Here is a 16386-nt window from a genome sequence, read left to right as displayed (position 1 = left end):
ATTATGGCTGTTGAAAATGTAAAAATGTTTTTTGACAAGGTATTAGAGAACGAGGAGTTTGCAAAAAAACTAAAAGAAGCAGATAATATTTATTGCGAAAAAAATCCTATACCACCGGAATCTACTACAGAAATTGACATAAAGGACTACAATGACAAATATTTTGCAGAGGTACTTCAGCCATTGGCTAAAGCAGAGAAATTACCCTTCACTTTAGAAGAATATCACCTTGCAGGGCAAACACTTACTGATGAGGAACTAGATAAAGTTGCTGGTGGATGGTCTATTGGTGGCTTCGTAAAAGGGATAGCGCTAACTGTTTTTAAACCAATTGCTATACCAGTGAAGATAATATCGGCCGTTAGTGACATTGGTGTCATAGTAAAAAAAGGCTGCAATGCCGCTCAAATGGCTTATTTAGTGTACAAAAATGTAATGCCACTAGGTGATGATCTTGCAAAAGCAACCATTGATGCTGCAGTAGGTATGCTCAGAAAGGATGGAAAACATGAATTGGCCGATAACTTATTGAAAGAGTTTAATAAGCTAAGCTATAGGTCGTAAACGGAAAGATAACACCGTTATCCTCCCATGGATATAACGAGATTAATATGTTCTTCATCTTGCGAAGGAAAAAGATGATTTAAAAAAAGGCGTGCCGTATGTGATATATACCCTCCTTCCTGGATGTCCAGGAAAGAGGGTACATATCAAAAAGACCAGCCTTTTTCCTGCTGATGCGGTAACCAGCAAGTTTATAACGAGCTTTTAGATGTCCCCCACCTCTTTAGGTGGGGGGAAACAAACTACAACAGCTGGCGAGCATATCTCCCAGCTCGTTGCGACACGAACGAAGTGAGTTAGTCCTTTAGGGAAACGCTAATTGGAAGATTTTTCTTCTAAAGAAGAAAAATTTGAACAATGGCGTTATAATGCATTTTTTGTGCATAAAAATAAAAAAATGCAGCCATATTAAGACTCCATATACGATTAAATTTCTGAGCTATTACACAGGGATATTATAAATTTTTCCCTCTGTCCACGAAGATTTTACAGCAGCATCTCAAAGAAAAGCATCGGTACAGCAATGTGTGCCACCGGAGTCGGTGCAGGAGCTGGTGCTATTGTTATAGCCGGCGGTGCTATTGATATTGCAAATGCCATCCATGGTGCGGCTAATATGAACAAGAAATAATCATTAATCGGGAATGAAAACGGAGCCTATCTCAATGAGAAGGCTTCTTTTTTGCAGGAAAACCAAATTTTTTGCAGAAAAGTAAAAAAGAGATAACATTTTTATCTCCTTATGGATATAAAGGACAAGAGCAAATAACAAAATTTAAATATAAGGGGGAAAATACCATGGCAAAGGAAAATGTAGGAAAGTTTTATGCTAAGCTGGCCCAGGATGCAGCTTTGGCTGAAAAGCTCAATGCTCTGGACAAGGATTTTGCAGATACTAATGAGGGCTCTGCAGATGATATTGCTTTTCGTGAAAAGGCAGCGGAGGCTATTGTTCTCCCGCTGGCAAAGGAAGCTGGTCTGCCATTTACCCTTGAGGAATTGAAGGAATATGAGCAGGAGCAGCTGAAGAATATGACTCTTTCCGAGGATGAGCTTGATCAGGTAGCTGGTGGTGATTGGTATCAATATGACTATAACAAACGGAATCGGAAAGGAAAAAAAGGGGGTACTGCCGCCGCCTGTGCCTTCATCGGCGTTGGAGTGGGGAAAGTCAAGAGCGGTAAAAAGACAGCATTTTGCATCTTTGTTGGTATCTCTAACGGGCCTATCGCCGACAGCAATTAAAATTGGACGATAAGGAAAGAACAATCAAACGAAAAACTATAAAGAGGAGGACGACATCATGGCAAAGGAAAATGTAGGAAAGTTTTATGAGAAGTTGGCCCAGGACGCAGCTTTGGCTGAAAAGCTCAATGCTCTGGACAAGGATTTCGCAGAGAAGAACGGGGCTTCTGCAGATGATGCTGCTATGCGTGAAAAGGCAGTTGAAGCTGTTATTGTTCCGCTGGCAAAGGAAGTTGGCCTGCCATTTACCCTTGAGGAATTGAAGGAATACGAGCAGGAACAGATGAAGAACATGACTCTTTCCGAGGATGAGCTGGAGCAGGTAGCGGGTGGTACTAACGGTGGAGGCATAAATGCTTGTGCGTTTTTGGGGATTGGTTTAGGAAAAACCAGTAAGAAAAACAGAACGGCTGTCTGCTTTATTATTGGTGGCTCCAATGGCCCAGTTGCAGGGTTCGATGAAGACAACACATGATGACATGCTTCTATGAGGGCAGTTCATTATGAGCTGCTCTTTTATTGTGTCATTATTTTTTTTACCAATACGACCCACTGAATTTGGAGGGTCGTTCAACCAAACAATTTCAGCCTTGATATCAATGTATATCAGGGCTGTTTTTATGTTTAACTCGTCCAAAGGCTTTTTTAACCAATCTAAAAGGTAATCGCCATGGACTCCCGGGGAAAGGCTTTGGCGGGAGAACAGCAATGGCTTTTCCCACAAGTCCTCTGGTGCAATAAAATCCTTTTTGGCCAGTGGGTCAAGATGTTGCAGCAATAAAACCCAGCGGTCTTGGACAGGTAGTGATAGTTCTGTGTATTTTGCCGAATCCAAATGGCCGTAAAGGTAGCCAAAATCAATAAGTCCCAAATCAAGGCGTTTTTTGGTGGTTTCACCATCACCGCTGATAATATGAAAGTGAATGCCAGGATAATGTTGGCGAATTTCCTTGGCTATTTCCATAATAAGAGCAAAATTAGGCGATTCTCCGGCGCCGATACGGATATCGCCGGAAATTGACCGTTCATTACTTAAAAGCTCTCCTTCGGTTTTATCTACCAAGGAAAGAATTTCTTCAGCCCTACGGCGCAGCAATTCCCCATCATCAGTGAGGATAATCCGGCGCGGCTCCCTTATTAGAAGAATTTTGCCATATTCTTCTTCCATATCTTTTATTTGGCGGGATAAGGTAGGCTGTGATAAGTGCAGTTTTTCTGCCGCTCGGGAAAAATTTCCCTCTTTGGCTACTGTAAGAAAGTAATTCAATACGCGTAATTCCATATTGCAACATCTCCCTGAAATGTATGTTGGGAATATTATATATACATATTTTTATTACTGTAAAGCATAGATTTAACTTTTCTATAGTTATATTGTAAATACTTGACCTTGAGTTGACTCCAAGTGGTATATTGCGTATATAGAATATTACGAGAAATATAGTTGAAAAGGAAGTGAAGATAAAAATGAGGCAGATTTTTAGTTTGTTCACCCGGTTGGGGCATATAGACAATATTATCCAAGCTGAGTTAAAAAATATACTTGGCAAGGGTGATGTGACGGCAGTCATATCTTTAGGGAAATAACTTAGAATAGAGATGTGGATTAACGAGGGGGAGTATATGTGAAAAAGGTTTCAAGGCGGAGCTTTGTGAAGATAGCGGGAATGGCCACGGCTGCACTATCGGTTTCTGGATTGTTAGGGATTACTACTGGTTGTGCGAAAGAAAGTGGTTCTTCATCAGCTTCAAAGCCAAGTTCTCCTGACATTAAGGCAGCAACAGGTGGAAAATCTAAGGTTTATTTTTCCAAGAATATCGATTCAGAGCATTTGATAAAGCTATATGAAAAAGTAAACGGCGAAATCACTGGCAAGACGGCTATAAAACTGCATACTGGTGAGCCCCACGGTCCTAATATCCTGCCAAGGGATATGGTGAAAGCCTTTCAGGGACAAGTGCCAAATTCAACCATAGTTGAAGCCAATGTGGCTTATGGTGGGCCACGCTCGTCAACTTCCGGTCATCTGGATACCTTAAAGGTCAACGGCTGGAATTTCTGTCCCGTGGATATAATTGACGCTGATGGCGATGTACCGTTTCCTGTTAACGGTGGCCTGCATTTAAAAGAGGTGGCCGTAGGTTCCCATTTGGCAGATTATGACTCCATGGTGGTTTTGACCCATTTTAAGGGCCATGCCATGGGGGGCTTTGGTGGCTCCTTAAAAAATATCGCTATTGGCTGTGCTTCAGGCAATAAAGGGAAAAAACAGGTTCACGGAGTGGCAGATTACGGTAAATGGGTAACTGGTGGATTGTTTATGGAGCTGATGGCCGACAGTGGTAAGGCAATATGTGACCATTTTGGCAAGCATATCACCTTCCTTAATGTTATGCGGCGTATGTCGGTGGATTGCGACTGTGCCGGCACATCTGCCGCTGAGCCGGTTATTCCGGATATTGGAATATTGGCATCAACGGACATATTGGCTATCGATCAGGCTTCCATTGATTTGGTATATAATTTTGGTGACGACAGAAAAAAAGACCTTATTGAGCGTATTGAAAGCCGTGAGGGTCTGCGCCAGCTCACAGCCATGCAGGAGCTGGGTATGGGAAACCGTGACTATGAGCTGATAAGTGTTGATTAATGGCAGGATGTGGGGCAGGTCTGGACTACTGGCTGTGGAGCCCGTTCATTGGTTGAGCGCTCAGAATTCGGTGATATGGCATATATCATCTGTTTAAGGGAATAATGCCAATGGATGGTGGCATTTATGCCAGGCCTCTGGATATGTTCATGAGTGAAGTGGACAGGGAAAAGTATCCGGAAGTTGAACAGGAATATAGATTTGTGAGAGTTGAATAATATAGAGCAACCATGCAGTCTGCTAATTCCGTTTGACAAAATTGAGGCTTTCTTTGCTGGGAATTTGAAATAAAATATAACTATAATTAAGGCATGCTTCTTGACGGGAGCATGCTTTTTTACCATGACAGTTTTTCATAAATAATACTTGACTTGGAGCTGACTCCAAGTAGTATAGTTCAGATATAAAGTAAATTATGTGAGGTGAAGTATTATGACCATTAAAGAAATTTGTGCAAAATATGGTATTACGGCTGATACTCTCCGTTACTATGAAAGGGTGGGGGTGATTCCAGCGGTGCGGCGGACCAAGGGAGGTATCCGCAGCTATTCTGCCGAGGATGAAAAATGGGTTGAAAATGCAGTGTGTATGAGAAATGCCGGTGTTCCCATTGAAATGCTGATTGAATATGTCAAGCTGTTTCAGGAAGGGGACGAAACCCTTGAGGCCAGACGGAATTTGCTGATGGAGGCCCGGGTGACGGTTCAGGAAAATCTGGATAAATACCAGGCCACTATGGACAGGCTCAACTATAAGATTTCCCGCTATGATGTAGCACTGAAAACAGGGGTGCTTTCCTGGGATGATTGCGAAGATGATCTTAAAAAGGATAAATAGTTCCATAGTTTAGAAAGGAAGAATGTATATGCGTAAAATGGGGATATTATTACTGACAATGTTGTTTGTCTTTGGTGTTGTAGGATGTGGCGGGGCCGGCAAGGCAGAAGAAAATCCGGCACCATCCAAGGAGGAACAGAAGGCAAACAGTAGCCAAAGCAAAATTTTAGTGGCATACTTCTCTGTAACTGGCCATACTAAAGCGTTGGCTGAAACCACTGCCAAGGCACTGGGGGCAGATATTTATGAAATACGTCCGGAAAAGCCTTATACCTCCAATGACTTAAACTACAATGATGAAACCACTCGGGCTACTGTGGAACAGAAAAATAATCAGGCCCGTCCGGCACTGGCGGATAAGAATGCCAATATCGGAGCTTATGAGACTGTTATTATAGCCCACCCTATCTGGTGGGGACAGGAACCAAGGATTATTGATACCTTTGTGGAGAGCTATGTTTTTACCGGGAAAAATATAACCAATATTTGTACCTCCGGTGGCAGTGATATTGGCACTACTACTGAGTCTCTGCAGAAACTGACAAAGGGGAAGGCAAATTGGAAACAGGGTAAACTATTTACCCCGCAAAGCTCCGAGTCAGAGATAAAGACATGGTTCAGTGGTCTGGGAATATAGGGAAACAAGTTTGGAGGAATAGACATGAAATACTCAAGCAAAGCTGAGTTTGATAAGGCTAATATGTTTGGAACGGGACAGCCTAATGATGGATATGCTCAATACTTTATTGGAGACAGTTTTTTAAACCCTTTGACCGATTTTAAGAATGGGCAATTTCCTTTATTTAACGTGACATTTGAGCCGGGCTGTCACAACAATTGGCATATTCATAATGCTGATAAAGGTGGCGGGCAAATACTTATCTGTACTGCTGGTGAGGGGTGGTACCAAGAGGAAGGAAAGGCACCTCAGGAGCTGAAAGAGGGTACAGTCGTTGTAATTCCACCAAATGTAAAGCATTGGCATGGGGCAAAAAAAGATAGCTGGTTTTCACATATATCTCTTGAAGTACCGGGAGAAAATACCAGCAATAAGTGGCTGGAGCCAATAGATAAAGCTTTTTATGAAAAACTGTAGCACAATATAGCGATGTGGCTTAACGAGGGGGGATATATTGGCTATTGATCAAGCCTCCATTGATTTGGTTTATAACTTTGGTGATGACCGCAAAAAGGACCTGATTGAGCGTATCGAAAGCCGTGAGGGCCTGCGTCAACTCAGTGCTATGCAGGATCTGGGGATGGGAAACCGTGACTATGAGCTGATAAGTGTTGATTAATAGTATGGGATTTTTACAAGTGTTTGTATAAAGTGGGGATGCTATGAACAGGCGGGATTTTTTAAAAATAGGTGGTATTGGGGCTATGACACTCTTCTTTTCTGGTTGCGGTCTTTTGGGGCTGGGCGAAGAAAAGGGAAACAGTAGCTCAAAAATTCCCGAAAAGGGTAGTGTGTCAGGAGGGAAAGCAATGAAGATTGTAGTAATAAACAGTAGCCCACATTCGGATGATCAGTCTACATCAAAATATTTGTCCAGCCGGTTTATTGAGGGGGCAAAAGGGGCCGGGCATGAGGTGTTTGCCTTTGATGCCGCCAATGCCGATACCCATCCCTGCCGGGGGTGCGATAAATGCGGTATGGATGGTCCCTGTATCTTCAAGGATGATATAGAAAATACCTTGATGCCGAAAATGCTGGAGGCAGACCTGTTAGTATTAGTGACCCCTCTTTATTATTTTGGCATGTCAGCCCAGCTAAAGACCATAATCGACCGTTTTTATTCCCGCACCAGTAAGCTGCATGGCAAAAAGTCCATTTTCATGGCTACCTCCTATGACAGCGCTGACTGGACTATGGAGGCCTTGTCCACCCATTACAAGACATTGGTACGCTATATGGGATGGCAGGATGTGGGGCAGGTCTGGGCTACCGGCTGTGGGGCCCGTTCATTGGTTGAGCGCTCAGAATTCGGTGATATGGCATATAAAATAGGAGTAAATCTGTAATGATAAACGGGCAGAAGATTACGGGCAGGATGGTAATGACGGTTATATTGCTGGTCCTTTTCCTCCTGGTTATGAGTTTTCACCATATTCCAAAAATTTTACATGAAATAATAGGCCTGGTGTGGCTTATTGCTGCCCTTATTCATATTTGGCAAAACCGTAGATGGTTTACTTCTTTTGGTAAGGGGCAGTGGGACCTGGTTAGAGCTATCAACACCATAATAAGTATTGGACTTATTATTGGGCTGTTGGTGGCAGTGGCGGCTGGCAGTGGCATCTCTCATCATCTGTTTAAGGGAATAATGCCAATGGATATCAGGCGAAGTATCACATTACAACAATTGCATGTATCCTTGCCATATTATTTGCTGATTTTTATGGGCCTTCACTGGGGACTTCATTTTGATAGCTGGCTCTCTCAATGGAAAAATGCACTGAATATTGATTTACCTGCAAAAGCTTCCAGAATAATTGCTGTTGTTTTACCTATGGCCATTATTTTCGGCGGAATTTACGGTTCAATCCTTAATCGGGTGGGCGACAGGCTGCTGATGCTGCATATTTTTGGCACAGAAGCCGTAAATGAGCCAATGGGTATTTATGTATTATTGCTTCTGGCTATAATGGGAATGTATGTGGTAATCGGAAGGTTTATCAGGAAAAATGAACGGTATAAAAGGACAAGCTGATGAATAGAAGAACATTTATCGTAGGAGGCATTGGAATATTGGCTATGATAACTGCTGGGGGCGGCTGGCTCTTTACCCGTCGTCCGGAATTTGGCCGGCTCCCACAAGGGGAGCGGCTGGCCCGGATAATGGCCTCTCCCAATTATCGCAATGGAGAATTTCAAAATCTGGTGCCAGTAAAGGTCATGAGTGATGAAAGTGGTGAGAATCGTTTCGTAGCAATGGCAAAATTCCTTTTTGGGGATAAATCACATCTTTCTCCAAAGGAAAACATGCTCTCAAATAAAACTGATTTAAAGTCATTGTCAAAGGACCGGGATACTGCGGTGTGGATGGGCCATTCCTCATTTTTCTTGAAATTGGATGGCAAGAATATATTGATAGACCCGGTGTTCAGCTCCTATGCTTCGCCATTATTCTTTATCAATAAGGCTTTTCCGGGCAGTAATATCTACACTGCCGATGATATGCCGGACATTGATGTGCTGGCCATTTCCCATGACCATTGGGATCATTTGGATTATCCTACTATCATGGCACTAAAATCAAAGATTAAACAGATAGTATGTCCATTAGGTGTAGGGGAGCATCTCGAGGCCTGGGGTTTTGATACTGTTATAATACATGAAGAGGATTGGGACAGTGAGATAAAGTTGGTAGATAATTTATCAGTGCATATTTTGCCATCCCAGCATTTTTCCGGACGTTTTCTTACCCGCAATCAGACTCTTTGGTGCGGTTTTGCCTTTGTTACTCCAAATCGGAAGGTGTATTACACTGGTGATGGTGGCTATGGTCCCCATTTTAAGGCTATCGGAGAAAAGTTTGGCGGATTTGATTTAATGCTGGGGGAAAATGGCCAATATAATATGGCCTGGCATGCCATTCACATGCTGCCGGAGGAAACGGCTCAGGCGGCTGTGGATGTGAGGACAAAAATGCTTATTCCGGCCCATGGTGGCAAGTTCGCCTTGGCTCGGCATCCTTGGCAGGAACCATATCAGGAGTTGGTCAAATATAGCCAGAATAAAACTTATGAATTGTTAACTCCTAAAATCGGGGAACCAGTCTATATTGACGGTGTGCAACCAAGAAAATTCGAGTCTTGGTGGGAGCGGATGTGAGGAGGTGTTTTCTTGATGAATAAGCATGCGTATATCGATCACGCGGCCATTACAGTAACGGATATTGAATGGCATATTAAATTTTTTGAGGAAATATTGGGGATGACCATAACCCGTCGGCGGGAGAATGAGGGTGTATTGCAGCAGATCTGGCTGGATGGAGGCATTCAGCTGATTGCTTCTGATGACAATTCAGGGGTAGGTAAAGCTCATCATTTGGGGATACGGGTGCAGGATTTTAAGAACACCCTGGCTAAAATGCTTGCTTATGAAAAGGTGAATTCTATTCCGGGAAAGCCTGAAAAATGGGTGCAGTTGCCAGATGGAGTGGTATTGGAGCTATTTGAAATGCCAAATCAATAAAGGGAAGTTAACTATATGAATGAAATTGTGATATGGTACGTGGCCATCATCAATATTATTGCGGTTGCAGTTTATGGCTGGGATAAGATAAAAGCGCAATGTTTTATTTATGGATAAATGTAAAGAAAATGGCATATTATGGTGAAAGGTACTCTAACCAATATAAGGTCACGAGGGAGTGAGCAGTATGGATTGTTCATTGTTTATTAATAAGTTGACTATTGATTGGAATAAAATCGATGACTATAGCTATTTAAGGGATATTCCTTCGATAAGTTCTATTGATGAGCTGGAATTTCATGCGCCAATTACCTTGCTGGCTGGAGAAAATGGCATGGGTAAATCAACGCTGTTAGAAGCAATGGCTGTGGCATCAGGTTTCAACCCAGAGGGTGGCACGAAAAATTATACTTTTTCAACTTACGATTCGCATTCTGATTTGTGCGATGCCATGTGCTTAATAAAAAGTGCCAGGAGAACTCAATGGGGATATTTTCTACGTGCCGAGAGTTTTTATAATGTTGCTACTAAGGAAGATGAATACAGCAAAGGCCCTGGTGGTGCGCCAGAGCATTTTCATGAAATGTCACATGGTGAGAGCTTTTTTAGGGTTGCCGATAGCCAGTTTAGAGATAATGGACTTTATTTTCTTGATGAGCCAGAAGCAGCATTATCCCCCCAGAGACAACTTGCTTTACTTCGGAAAATATACTTGAGTGTTAAGGATGGTTCACAGTTTTTTATTGTTACCCATTCTCCAATATTATTGGGGATGCCTCATTCAGAAATACTCGTTTTTGATGATGAAGGAATTCACATATCTCCATATGAAGAGACAGATAGTTATCAGGTTACATCACTTTTTATAAACCGAAGAGAGTATATATTGGAACAACTTTTGGGAGATGAAAAATAGTAATTTTACAATCATATCACCCCAAAATATATGTTAAGTTAATTAATTGACAAAACATTCGTTCTACTGATATAATGTACCCATCACCTGAACCGGAACAGGCCATTGAGCAGTCTTGGCGCCTGGCTTTTACCTCTCTGCTTAATCGGCATCACTACCAGGAGTGATGGGCGGCAGTTTGCCTAGCCGCTTGTGTAGGTGATATATACAGAAAGTGGAACAGAACCGGGGCTTAACGGCTTCGTTTTTTATTTTAATCTTTAAGTCTAATGACTTTTCCATACATAAAATATATAATTATGCTAAGAAAAGTAATCTTCAAGTTTGGCTCAGTGCAATAAGGAGTGGTTTGCGTGAAGATAAACAATGATTTAAACAACAGCAATATTCTATTACAGCAAACACAGGACAAGAAAAAGAGCAATAAGGGAGTACCCGTAAGTGACGAGTTCTCCAAGATATTGCAAAATATGAGGGAATATAAACCGGCTAACTATGATGATGCCATACAGGTTGATGACAAAACCACGGTGACTACTCAGGTGTTGTCTGATGGTTCAACTCTCACGACTGTTAGGAAAGAGGGTAAGATTATCTCTCAGAGTAAAACTCCTGCAACCCACCCTGAAAAAAAATCCTACAGTAATTTCTACAGAAACTGTAAAAGGACTTAAACAGGAAGATGACGTGCAGCCACAAGCGATGGTCAGTCCTGATATTACATCAAAGGATATAAATAACACTGCCAACGAATAATATGCGAGGATATACTATCAATGAAAAACTAACAGTATTCTTCGTGTTATTCCCCTAATTGCTTTTAGGGTACAGGCAATGGCGGCTAACACATTAAATTAGGATGTATATGTGGAATGGTTTCTTAAAAGATCGGGGTGTTAAAACCTCGATTTTTTTATTTAGGAAAACAGATATGTCAAGCTGCCAAGCCCCCGACCACCGCCCCTCAATAATTTAATATTGGAGTATTTTTTTCTTCAAATAATGATATATTATTGAGGAGTGTCGTATATCAAATCTTAAAATTATTGTCTGGGAGGGATTATTGATATGAATTACAATATCCTCTTTTCAAATCTGAACATTCCAGCGGGAAATTGGTCATTAAGGGAATTATCCATTTCATCTGTATCGTTAGGATCAGGGTGATGGCTGTTATAAAATTCCACGATGTGGAACCCGCATCGGTTCACATAAAAATGGATATTTCTGGTTTCAAAATACGGAGTGACAGTTTCCCAGAGTTTTACTTCCGGGTACATTTTTTCTACCTCGCACCAAGCGGCATAACCAATGCCTTTGCTGTGTTCCTTTGGGGAAGTAAATAAAATTCCCAGCTCGCCTTTCTCACCATCAACCTTGATGATTAAGCCACCAACCTTTTTATTGTCCAGCATTATTCTATAGGCATTTCCTATATTAATGAAATTATCAATGGTTTTGCGGGATATAATTTCTTCATCTTCCTCGAAGTGATTATCCCTCATGCCAAATTCTTCCATTGCTCCGTACTTGAAGGCCGCCTGATTATCCAGTATAAACTGTTCCCGGTCGCTTTCTTCCAGTGGTAATAATTTTATGTTTATCAAGACTTTTCCCTCCGTTCATAGTGGGTGTAATGTACCATACAAAATTGTAAAGAATATGAAAAAGGAGCTGCGTAAGCAGCCCCATAGTAACCGGGACAATGTGTGCGCTGTTTAGGGTAAATATGATTGGGTTATCCCGGTGTACGTCTAAATATAGGGATGGGCTGCCGAAACAGCCCACTAAGAATGAATATGTTGCTGGAGGAATGGACCAGCAAATTTATGGAGTAGAGTGACAAAAACATTTTGGGAGTTTTTGGAGAAGGTCACTGCTACAATGAGCAGTATAAAACATAAGAATTTATACAGCAATAGTTAATATTGTAAAATACAGTATTAAAATATCGGTCAATAATAAGGAATGCAACGATACTAATGTTAATGATACATTAGGCTGATTACTGTGATAAAAATTTTTTTGAGTCAGTAAATATAAAAAGGAGCCGCTGAAGCACTAAAGTGACTAGATTTGCGTCGCAGCTTCCCAGTAAACGGGATACATAGTGTAAGATTACATAATGCAGCTCATTGTTATGCTATAATATGAGCCAGAGACAAGGGAGGACATTTATGGATAGAGAATTACCTCGCCAGGATGAGATCTGGCGGCATTTCAAAAACAAACTGTACCGTATTGTTGCCATTGCGCAGCATACTGAAAATGATGAACAGCTTGTGGTGTACCAGGCGATGTATGGTGATGGTGGTATTTATGCCAGACCGCTGGATATGTTCATGAGCAAAGTAGATAGGGATAAATATCCGGAGGTTGAACAGGAATATAGATTTGTGAGAGTTGAGTAATATGAACGTACATGAAATTTTGATGTGGTACTTGGTTATCATCAATATTATTGCGGTTGCAGTTTATGGCTGGGATAAGATGTGTGCGATACGGCATAAGTGGAGAGTGCCAGAAAAGACGCTGCTGGCCATTGCTGTAATAGGCGGCAGTTTAGGGGCATTGTTTGCTATGTCCTTATTCCATCACAAAACACTGCATTTGAAATTCAAATATGGTGTTCCGGTGATAATGCTGTTGCAGGTTGTCGGCGTGTATTATCTCCATGCATTCAGGTAAGATGGACGACCACTTTGTATCATTGTTTTTCAGGTCGCATGGAATAGGGGCTCAGAGGCAGTGATACATGACCTTTTTTAGGGAATGCTTCAATAGTAAATATGATGAAGGCTCGTAGTTTATACGGGCTTTTTTGTTTGTTCACGAATATTGGCAGCCTTTTCGGCGGTCTGGATTTCCCTTATGGCCGTTTCGGCAATGAAATTGGTAAGCAGCTGAGTAAAGGCTTCACGGGTGATGGGGATGTCATCCATCCGGAAAAGGGGATGTCCCATCTGTCGGCAGAGAAAGCCCTGACAGCGGCTGGTGGTCTGCCACAGGTCGATGCCCAGAAAGAAAATATATTCCTTGTCCGTTATCTGGAACTGGCAGCTAAGCCCGCCGGTATAATCCTCTTTGATCTGGAGCCGGGGCTTTTTAATGTCCCGCAGGGTGCTGGAGTCAAAAATACCCAGGGGCGTGTTTCCGAGAAAAATGTAACGTGAGTGCTTCCAGCCGTTCCTTTCATCGTTCATTTCCTGGCCGTCACCGTGGAGCAGAAAGTCCGCCTTGGTGGCTTCAGCAATGTTGTAGAGGTTGTGAAAATTCATGATGTATCGGTTTACTTCCGGTACTTGGTCAAATATCTTGATGTGGCGCATGGCTTCATGATAATCCGCCATCCGGGGTCGGTATAGAACCATGGAAAATCCTCCTTTCTATATAGAATATGAGTTCTGTTTTGTATGTATAGGATAGCAGAATTTTTGTTCTATTTCAAGGACATTCAGGAGCATATATGAAATATTATTGTGTTGTTCAAAAAAAATGACATCTTTCCTTTGACAGTTATTTATATTAATGATACGTTAAAGCAGGAGTATTATAAAATTTAGCCAATACATTATGTGATACATATATTATCTTTCAAAATAGTTACTATCGGAGCTGATTAAAATGTCTACTGTATTGACCATTGACCAAATGACAGAAGAAGACATAAAGCTACATTTTATTACACCAGCCATCGAAGCCAAGTGGGACCGGGGCAAGATAACCATGGAAACCAAGGTGACTGATGGCCGTATAAACCTTCGTGGCAATATGGCCTCCCGGGAAAAGCCAAAGAAGGCTGACTATCTGCTGTACTTGTCTGCCAACAACCCTATTGCGGTGGTGGAGGCCAAGGACCACAAGCATTCTGTTTCCTATGGTCTGCAGCAGGCCATGACCTATGCCCAAATGCTGGATTTGCCATTTGCCTATAGCTCCAACGGTGATGGCTTTGTTGAGCATGATTTTCTCACGGGCAAGGAACGGACTTTGGCACTTAATGAATTCCCAAGTGAGCAGGAGCTTATTGAACGCTTCAAAAAGGAAAAGAATCTTACAGAGAAAGAACTGACTCTTATTGAGCAGCCATATTATTCCGGCATGGGAGCTAACACCCCAAGATATTACCAGCGAATTGCTGTCAATCGCACACTGGATGCCATTGCACTTGGCCAGGACAGAATACTCCTTGTTATGGCCACCGGCACCGGCAAGACCTTTACGGCCTTTCAGATAGTGTACCGCTTGCTGAAAGCCGGCATAAAAAAGAAAATCCTCTATTTGGCTGACCGCAACCTTTTGGTGGACCAATCCATATTGCAGGATTTTGCCCCATTGGATAAAACCATCCATAAGATAAACTTTTCCAAGGATGATAAAACAACTATTGGTTCCTATGAAGTATATTTTGCTTTGTACCATCAGATGGTGGGGAATAATGGCGAGGAAAGATTTCGGGACTACTTTGACCCAGATTTCTTTGATCTGATTATTGTGGACGAGTGCCATCGTGGCTCTGCCAAGGAAGAAAGCCGCTGGCGGAAGGTCTTGGAGTATTTCAAGGGTGCCACCCAGATAGGTATGACCGCCACTCCAAAAGAAACCAAGTATGTATCAAATATAAATTATTTCGGGGAGCCCCTTTATACCTACAGCTTAAATGATGGTATTAATGACGGTTTCCTGGCTCCATTCAAGGTTATCAATATAACCATGGATATATCTGATGGTTGGCGTCCAAGGGCTGGTCAGCTGGATTACTACGGCAATGAAATCGAGGACCGCATCTATAACAATGGGGATTATGACTATAATCTTGTCCTTGAAGACCGCACCAGAATGGTGGCGGAAACAATTACGGAATACTTGAAGAAAACCGGGCGGATGCAGAAGACCATAGTATTCTGTGCCACCGAAGAACACGCTGAACGTATGCGCATGGCCTTAGTAAACTGCAATGCGGATATGATGCAGAAAAATCCGGATTATGTGGTTCGTATAACCGGCAGTGATGATTACGGCAAGAGCAAGCTGGATTATTTTATATCCGTATCTGCAGAATACCCGGTAATAGCAACCACCTCAGACCTTTTGAGCACTGGGGCGGATTGCAAAATGACCAAGCTCATTGTACTGGATAAAATGATTAACTCCATGACCACCTTCAAGCAGATTATTGGCCGTGGCACCAGACTGCGCCCAAACGAAGGCAAAATGAGTTTTATGGTAATGGATTTCCGGAATGTGACCCGTCTCTTTGCTGATCCGGATTGGGATGGGCCTATTGAGATTAATGAGGGCTTTACAGGCGCAAAAAAGGAAAAAGAAGGTCTTGAAAATGGCGGAGAAAAGGACCCAAATCCGGAGCCGGAGTCACCGAAGGACCCACGCACCGTTTACTATGTGAAGGAAGATGGCTGCAAGGTGGCCGTTATCCATGAAACTGTGGCCGTATATGATGCTGGGGGCAAGCTGCTTCGGCAGGAAAATATCATCGACTATACCAAGACCAATATTTTAAACGGCTATGCTTCCTTGGAGGCGTTTATCAGGACATGGAAGGGTTCTGAACGCAAGGCCATCATGGCTGAATATCTGGCCAAGTTTGGTATAGATATAGACAAGCTGAAGCGGGAACAGAACATGGCCCATGTGGATGACTTTGATTTCATCTGCTACATTGCCTATGGCAAGAAACCATTGACCCGCAAGGAACGGGCCAACAATATCAAGAAAAAGGACATATTCAGCAAATTCAGCGGTACCGCCAAGGAAATCCTTGAAACCCTGCTGGATAAATATATGGACCTTGGAATAAAGGAAATAGAGAAAACCGCCATATTGAAGCTGTCGGATTTTGCCAAGTTTGGCACCCCGAAGAAGATAGCCGAAATCTTTGGCGGTAAGGACAAGTACCTGGCAGCTGTCCAGGAGCTGAAAAAAGATTTATATGAGGATGAGGTAGGTTAATA

Annotated in this window: 20 protein-coding genes and 1 pseudogene; 18 read left to right on the top strand and 3 right to left on the bottom strand. The window is 42.3% G+C overall.

Translation table 11 applies throughout. The features are described from left to right. Window positions 1–3: 3 nt before the first annotated feature. The 3 genes from D081_RS06070 (at window position 4) to D081_RS06060 (ending at window position 2284) form a co-directional block, all read left to right on the top strand. The gene (locus tag D081_RS06070) at window positions 4–564 is read left to right on the top strand and encodes a Nif11-like leader peptide family natural product precursor (protein WP_085023261.1); all 561 of its coding nucleotides are present in this window, start codon (window positions 4–6) and stop codon (window positions 562–564) included. 798 nt (window positions 565–1362) lie between these two features. Next, on the top strand, window positions 1363–1809 hold the full coding sequence (locus D081_RS06065) for a Nif11 family protein (RefSeq protein WP_085023259.1): 447 nt from the start codon (window positions 1363–1365) through the stop codon (window positions 1807–1809). Window positions 1810–1867: 58 nt separating this feature from the next. After that, a complete protein-coding gene (locus D081_RS06060; protein WP_085023257.1) occupies window positions 1868–2284 on the top strand; it encodes a Nif11 family protein in 417 nt (138 codons plus the stop codon). Here D081_RS06060 and D081_RS06055 read toward each other — a convergent pair. After that, window positions 2189–3091, bottom strand: a complete 903-nt coding sequence (locus D081_RS06055; protein ID WP_085023255.1) for a LysR family transcriptional regulator — start codon at window positions 3089–3091, stop codon at window positions 2189–2191. The genes D081_RS06060 and D081_RS06055 overlap by 96 nt on opposite strands. A gap of 343 nt (window positions 3092–3434) precedes the next feature. Here D081_RS06055 and D081_RS06050 point away from each other — a divergent pair, with 343 nt between their 5' ends. The 12 genes and pseudogenes from D081_RS06050 (at window position 3435) to D081_RS06000 (ending at window position 11088) form a co-directional block, all read left to right on the top strand. Further along, window positions 3435–4460 (top strand): DUF362 domain-containing protein, encoded by a 1026-nt coding sequence (locus D081_RS06050; RefSeq protein WP_233127441.1) that lies wholly within the window; start codon window positions 3435–3437, stop codon window positions 4458–4460. 119 nt (window positions 4461–4579) lie between these two features. Beyond that, window positions 4580–4678 (top strand): annotated as a pseudogene (locus tag D081_RS06045) (DUF1653 domain-containing protein); the annotation flags it as partial. A gap of 214 nt (window positions 4679–4892) precedes the next feature. Continuing rightward, window positions 4893–5297 carry a MerR family transcriptional regulator gene (locus D081_RS06040; RefSeq protein ID WP_085023251.1) on the top strand — a complete coding sequence of 135 codons (405 nt, stop codon included), beginning with the start codon at window positions 4893–4895 and terminating at the stop codon, window positions 5295–5297. Window positions 5298–5325: 28 nt separating this feature from the next. Then, window positions 5326–5934: a flavodoxin gene (locus D081_RS06035; protein ID WP_085023249.1), complete on the top strand. Its 609-nt coding sequence runs from the start codon at window positions 5326–5328 to the stop codon at window positions 5932–5934. 24 nt (window positions 5935–5958) lie between these two features. Next, window positions 5959–6393, top strand: a complete 435-nt coding sequence (locus D081_RS06030) for a cupin domain-containing protein (RefSeq protein WP_085023247.1) — start codon at window positions 5959–5961, stop codon at window positions 6391–6393. Between the two features lie 37 nt (window positions 6394–6430). Further along, a complete protein-coding gene (locus tag D081_RS12625; RefSeq protein ID WP_158087576.1) occupies window positions 6431–6595 on the top strand; it encodes a hypothetical protein in 165 nt (54 codons plus the stop codon). A gap of 190 nt (window positions 6596–6785) precedes the next feature. Continuing rightward, the gene (locus D081_RS06025) at window positions 6786–7322 is read left to right on the top strand and encodes a flavodoxin family protein (protein ID WP_233127440.1); all 537 of its coding nucleotides are present in this window, start codon (window positions 6786–6788) and stop codon (window positions 7320–7322) included. After that, a complete protein-coding gene (locus D081_RS06020) occupies window positions 7322–8011 on the top strand; it encodes a hypothetical protein (protein ID WP_233127439.1) in 690 nt (229 codons plus the stop codon). Before D081_RS06025 ends, D081_RS06020 begins: the two co-directional genes overlap by 1 nt. Further along, window positions 8011–9135: an MBL fold metallo-hydrolase gene (locus D081_RS06015; RefSeq protein WP_085023243.1), complete on the top strand. Its 1125-nt coding sequence runs from the start codon at window positions 8011–8013 to the stop codon at window positions 9133–9135. The genes D081_RS06020 and D081_RS06015 overlap by 1 nt, the downstream gene beginning before the upstream one ends. Before the next feature lie 15 nt (window positions 9136–9150). After that, window positions 9151–9498 carry a VOC family protein gene (locus D081_RS06010; protein ID WP_085023241.1) on the top strand — a complete coding sequence of 116 codons (348 nt, stop codon included), beginning with the start codon at window positions 9151–9153 and terminating at the stop codon, window positions 9496–9498. A 187-nt stretch (window positions 9499–9685) separates the two neighbouring features. Then, window positions 9686–10414, top strand: a complete 729-nt coding sequence (locus D081_RS06005) for an AAA family ATPase (protein WP_085023240.1) — start codon at window positions 9686–9688, stop codon at window positions 10412–10414. A 353-nt stretch (window positions 10415–10767) separates the two neighbouring features. Next, window positions 10768–11088 (top strand): hypothetical protein, encoded by a 321-nt coding sequence (locus D081_RS06000; protein WP_085023238.1) that lies wholly within the window; start codon window positions 10768–10770, stop codon window positions 11086–11088. Between the two features lie 399 nt (window positions 11089–11487). On the opposite strand, the gene D081_RS05995 is transcribed toward D081_RS06000, so the two are convergent. Next, entirely contained in the window at window positions 11488–12021 is a 534-nt protein-coding gene (locus D081_RS05995) for a GNAT family N-acetyltransferase (RefSeq protein WP_085023236.1), read from the bottom strand. A 570-nt stretch (window positions 12022–12591) separates the two neighbouring features. Between D081_RS05995 and D081_RS05990 the strand changes: the two genes are divergently transcribed. Both D081_RS05990 and D081_RS05985 read left to right on the top strand, forming a co-directional pair. Further along, on the top strand, window positions 12592–12825 hold the full coding sequence (locus D081_RS05990) for a DUF1653 domain-containing protein (protein ID WP_085023234.1): 234 nt from the start codon (window positions 12592–12594) through the stop codon (window positions 12823–12825). 1 nt (window position 12826) lies between these two features. Beyond that, the gene (locus D081_RS05985) at window positions 12827–13102 is read left to right on the top strand and encodes a DUF1294 domain-containing protein (protein WP_085023232.1); all 276 of its coding nucleotides are present in this window, start codon (window positions 12827–12829) and stop codon (window positions 13100–13102) included. A 119-nt stretch (window positions 13103–13221) separates the two neighbouring features. On the opposite strand, the gene D081_RS05980 is transcribed toward D081_RS05985, so the two are convergent. Continuing rightward, window positions 13222–13785 carry a hypothetical protein gene (locus tag D081_RS05980; protein ID WP_143272144.1) on the bottom strand — a complete coding sequence of 188 codons (564 nt, stop codon included), beginning with the start codon at window positions 13783–13785 and terminating at the stop codon, window positions 13222–13224. A gap of 253 nt (window positions 13786–14038) precedes the next feature. Here D081_RS05980 and hsdR point away from each other — a divergent pair, with 253 nt between their 5' ends. Continuing rightward, the gene (hsdR, locus tag D081_RS05975) at window positions 14039–16384 is read left to right on the top strand and encodes an EcoAI/FtnUII family type I restriction enzme subunit R (protein WP_085023229.1); all 2346 of its coding nucleotides are present in this window, start codon (window positions 14039–14041) and stop codon (window positions 16382–16384) included. Window positions 16385–16386 lie beyond the last annotated feature (2 nt).

Origin of the sequence: Anaerovibrio sp. JC8 (genome assembly GCF_002100115.1) — a bacterium.
Classification (GTDB): domain Bacteria; phylum Bacillota; class Negativicutes; order Selenomonadales; family Selenomonadaceae; genus Anaerovibrio.
This window is presented reverse-complemented; position numbering and strand designations above follow the sequence as displayed.

Coding starts and splice junctions, on each gene's coding strand:
- D081_RS06070 (WP_085023261.1), top strand. CDS start 4: ATGGCTGTTGAAAATGTAAAAATGTTTTTTGACAAGGTATTAGAGAAC.
- D081_RS06065 (WP_085023259.1), top strand. CDS start 1,363: ATGGCAAAGGAAAATGTAGGAAAGTTTTATGCTAAGCTGGCCCAGGAT.
- D081_RS06060 (WP_085023257.1), top strand. CDS start 1,868: ATGGCAAAGGAAAATGTAGGAAAGTTTTATGAGAAGTTGGCCCAGGAC.
- D081_RS06055 (WP_085023255.1), bottom strand. CDS start 3,091: ATGGAATTACGCGTATTGAATTACTTTCTTACAGTAGCCAAAGAGGGA.
- D081_RS06040 (WP_085023251.1), top strand. CDS start 4,893: ATGACCATTAAAGAAATTTGTGCAAAATATGGTATTACGGCTGATACT.
- D081_RS06035 (WP_085023249.1), top strand. CDS start 5,326: ATGCGTAAAATGGGGATATTATTACTGACAATGTTGTTTGTCTTTGGT.
- D081_RS06030 (WP_085023247.1), top strand. CDS start 5,959: ATGAAATACTCAAGCAAAGCTGAGTTTGATAAGGCTAATATGTTTGGA.
- D081_RS06025 (WP_233127440.1), top strand. CDS start 6,786: ATGAAGATTGTAGTAATAAACAGTAGCCCACATTCGGATGATCAGTCT.
- D081_RS06020 (WP_233127439.1), top strand. CDS start 7,322: ATGATAAACGGGCAGAAGATTACGGGCAGGATGGTAATGACGGTTATA.
- D081_RS06015 (WP_085023243.1), top strand. CDS start 8,011: ATGAATAGAAGAACATTTATCGTAGGAGGCATTGGAATATTGGCTATG.
- D081_RS06010 (WP_085023241.1), top strand. CDS start 9,151: ATGAATAAGCATGCGTATATCGATCACGCGGCCATTACAGTAACGGAT.
- D081_RS06005 (WP_085023240.1), top strand. CDS start 9,686: ATGGATTGTTCATTGTTTATTAATAAGTTGACTATTGATTGGAATAAA.
- D081_RS05990 (WP_085023234.1), top strand. CDS start 12,592: ATGGATAGAGAATTACCTCGCCAGGATGAGATCTGGCGGCATTTCAAA.
- D081_RS05985 (WP_085023232.1), top strand. CDS start 12,827: ATGAACGTACATGAAATTTTGATGTGGTACTTGGTTATCATCAATATT.
- D081_RS05980 (WP_143272144.1), bottom strand. CDS start 13,785: ATGGTTCTATACCGACCCCGGATGGCGGATTATCATGAAGCCATGCGC.
- hsdR (WP_085023229.1), top strand. CDS start 14,039: ATGTCTACTGTATTGACCATTGACCAAATGACAGAAGAAGACATAAAG.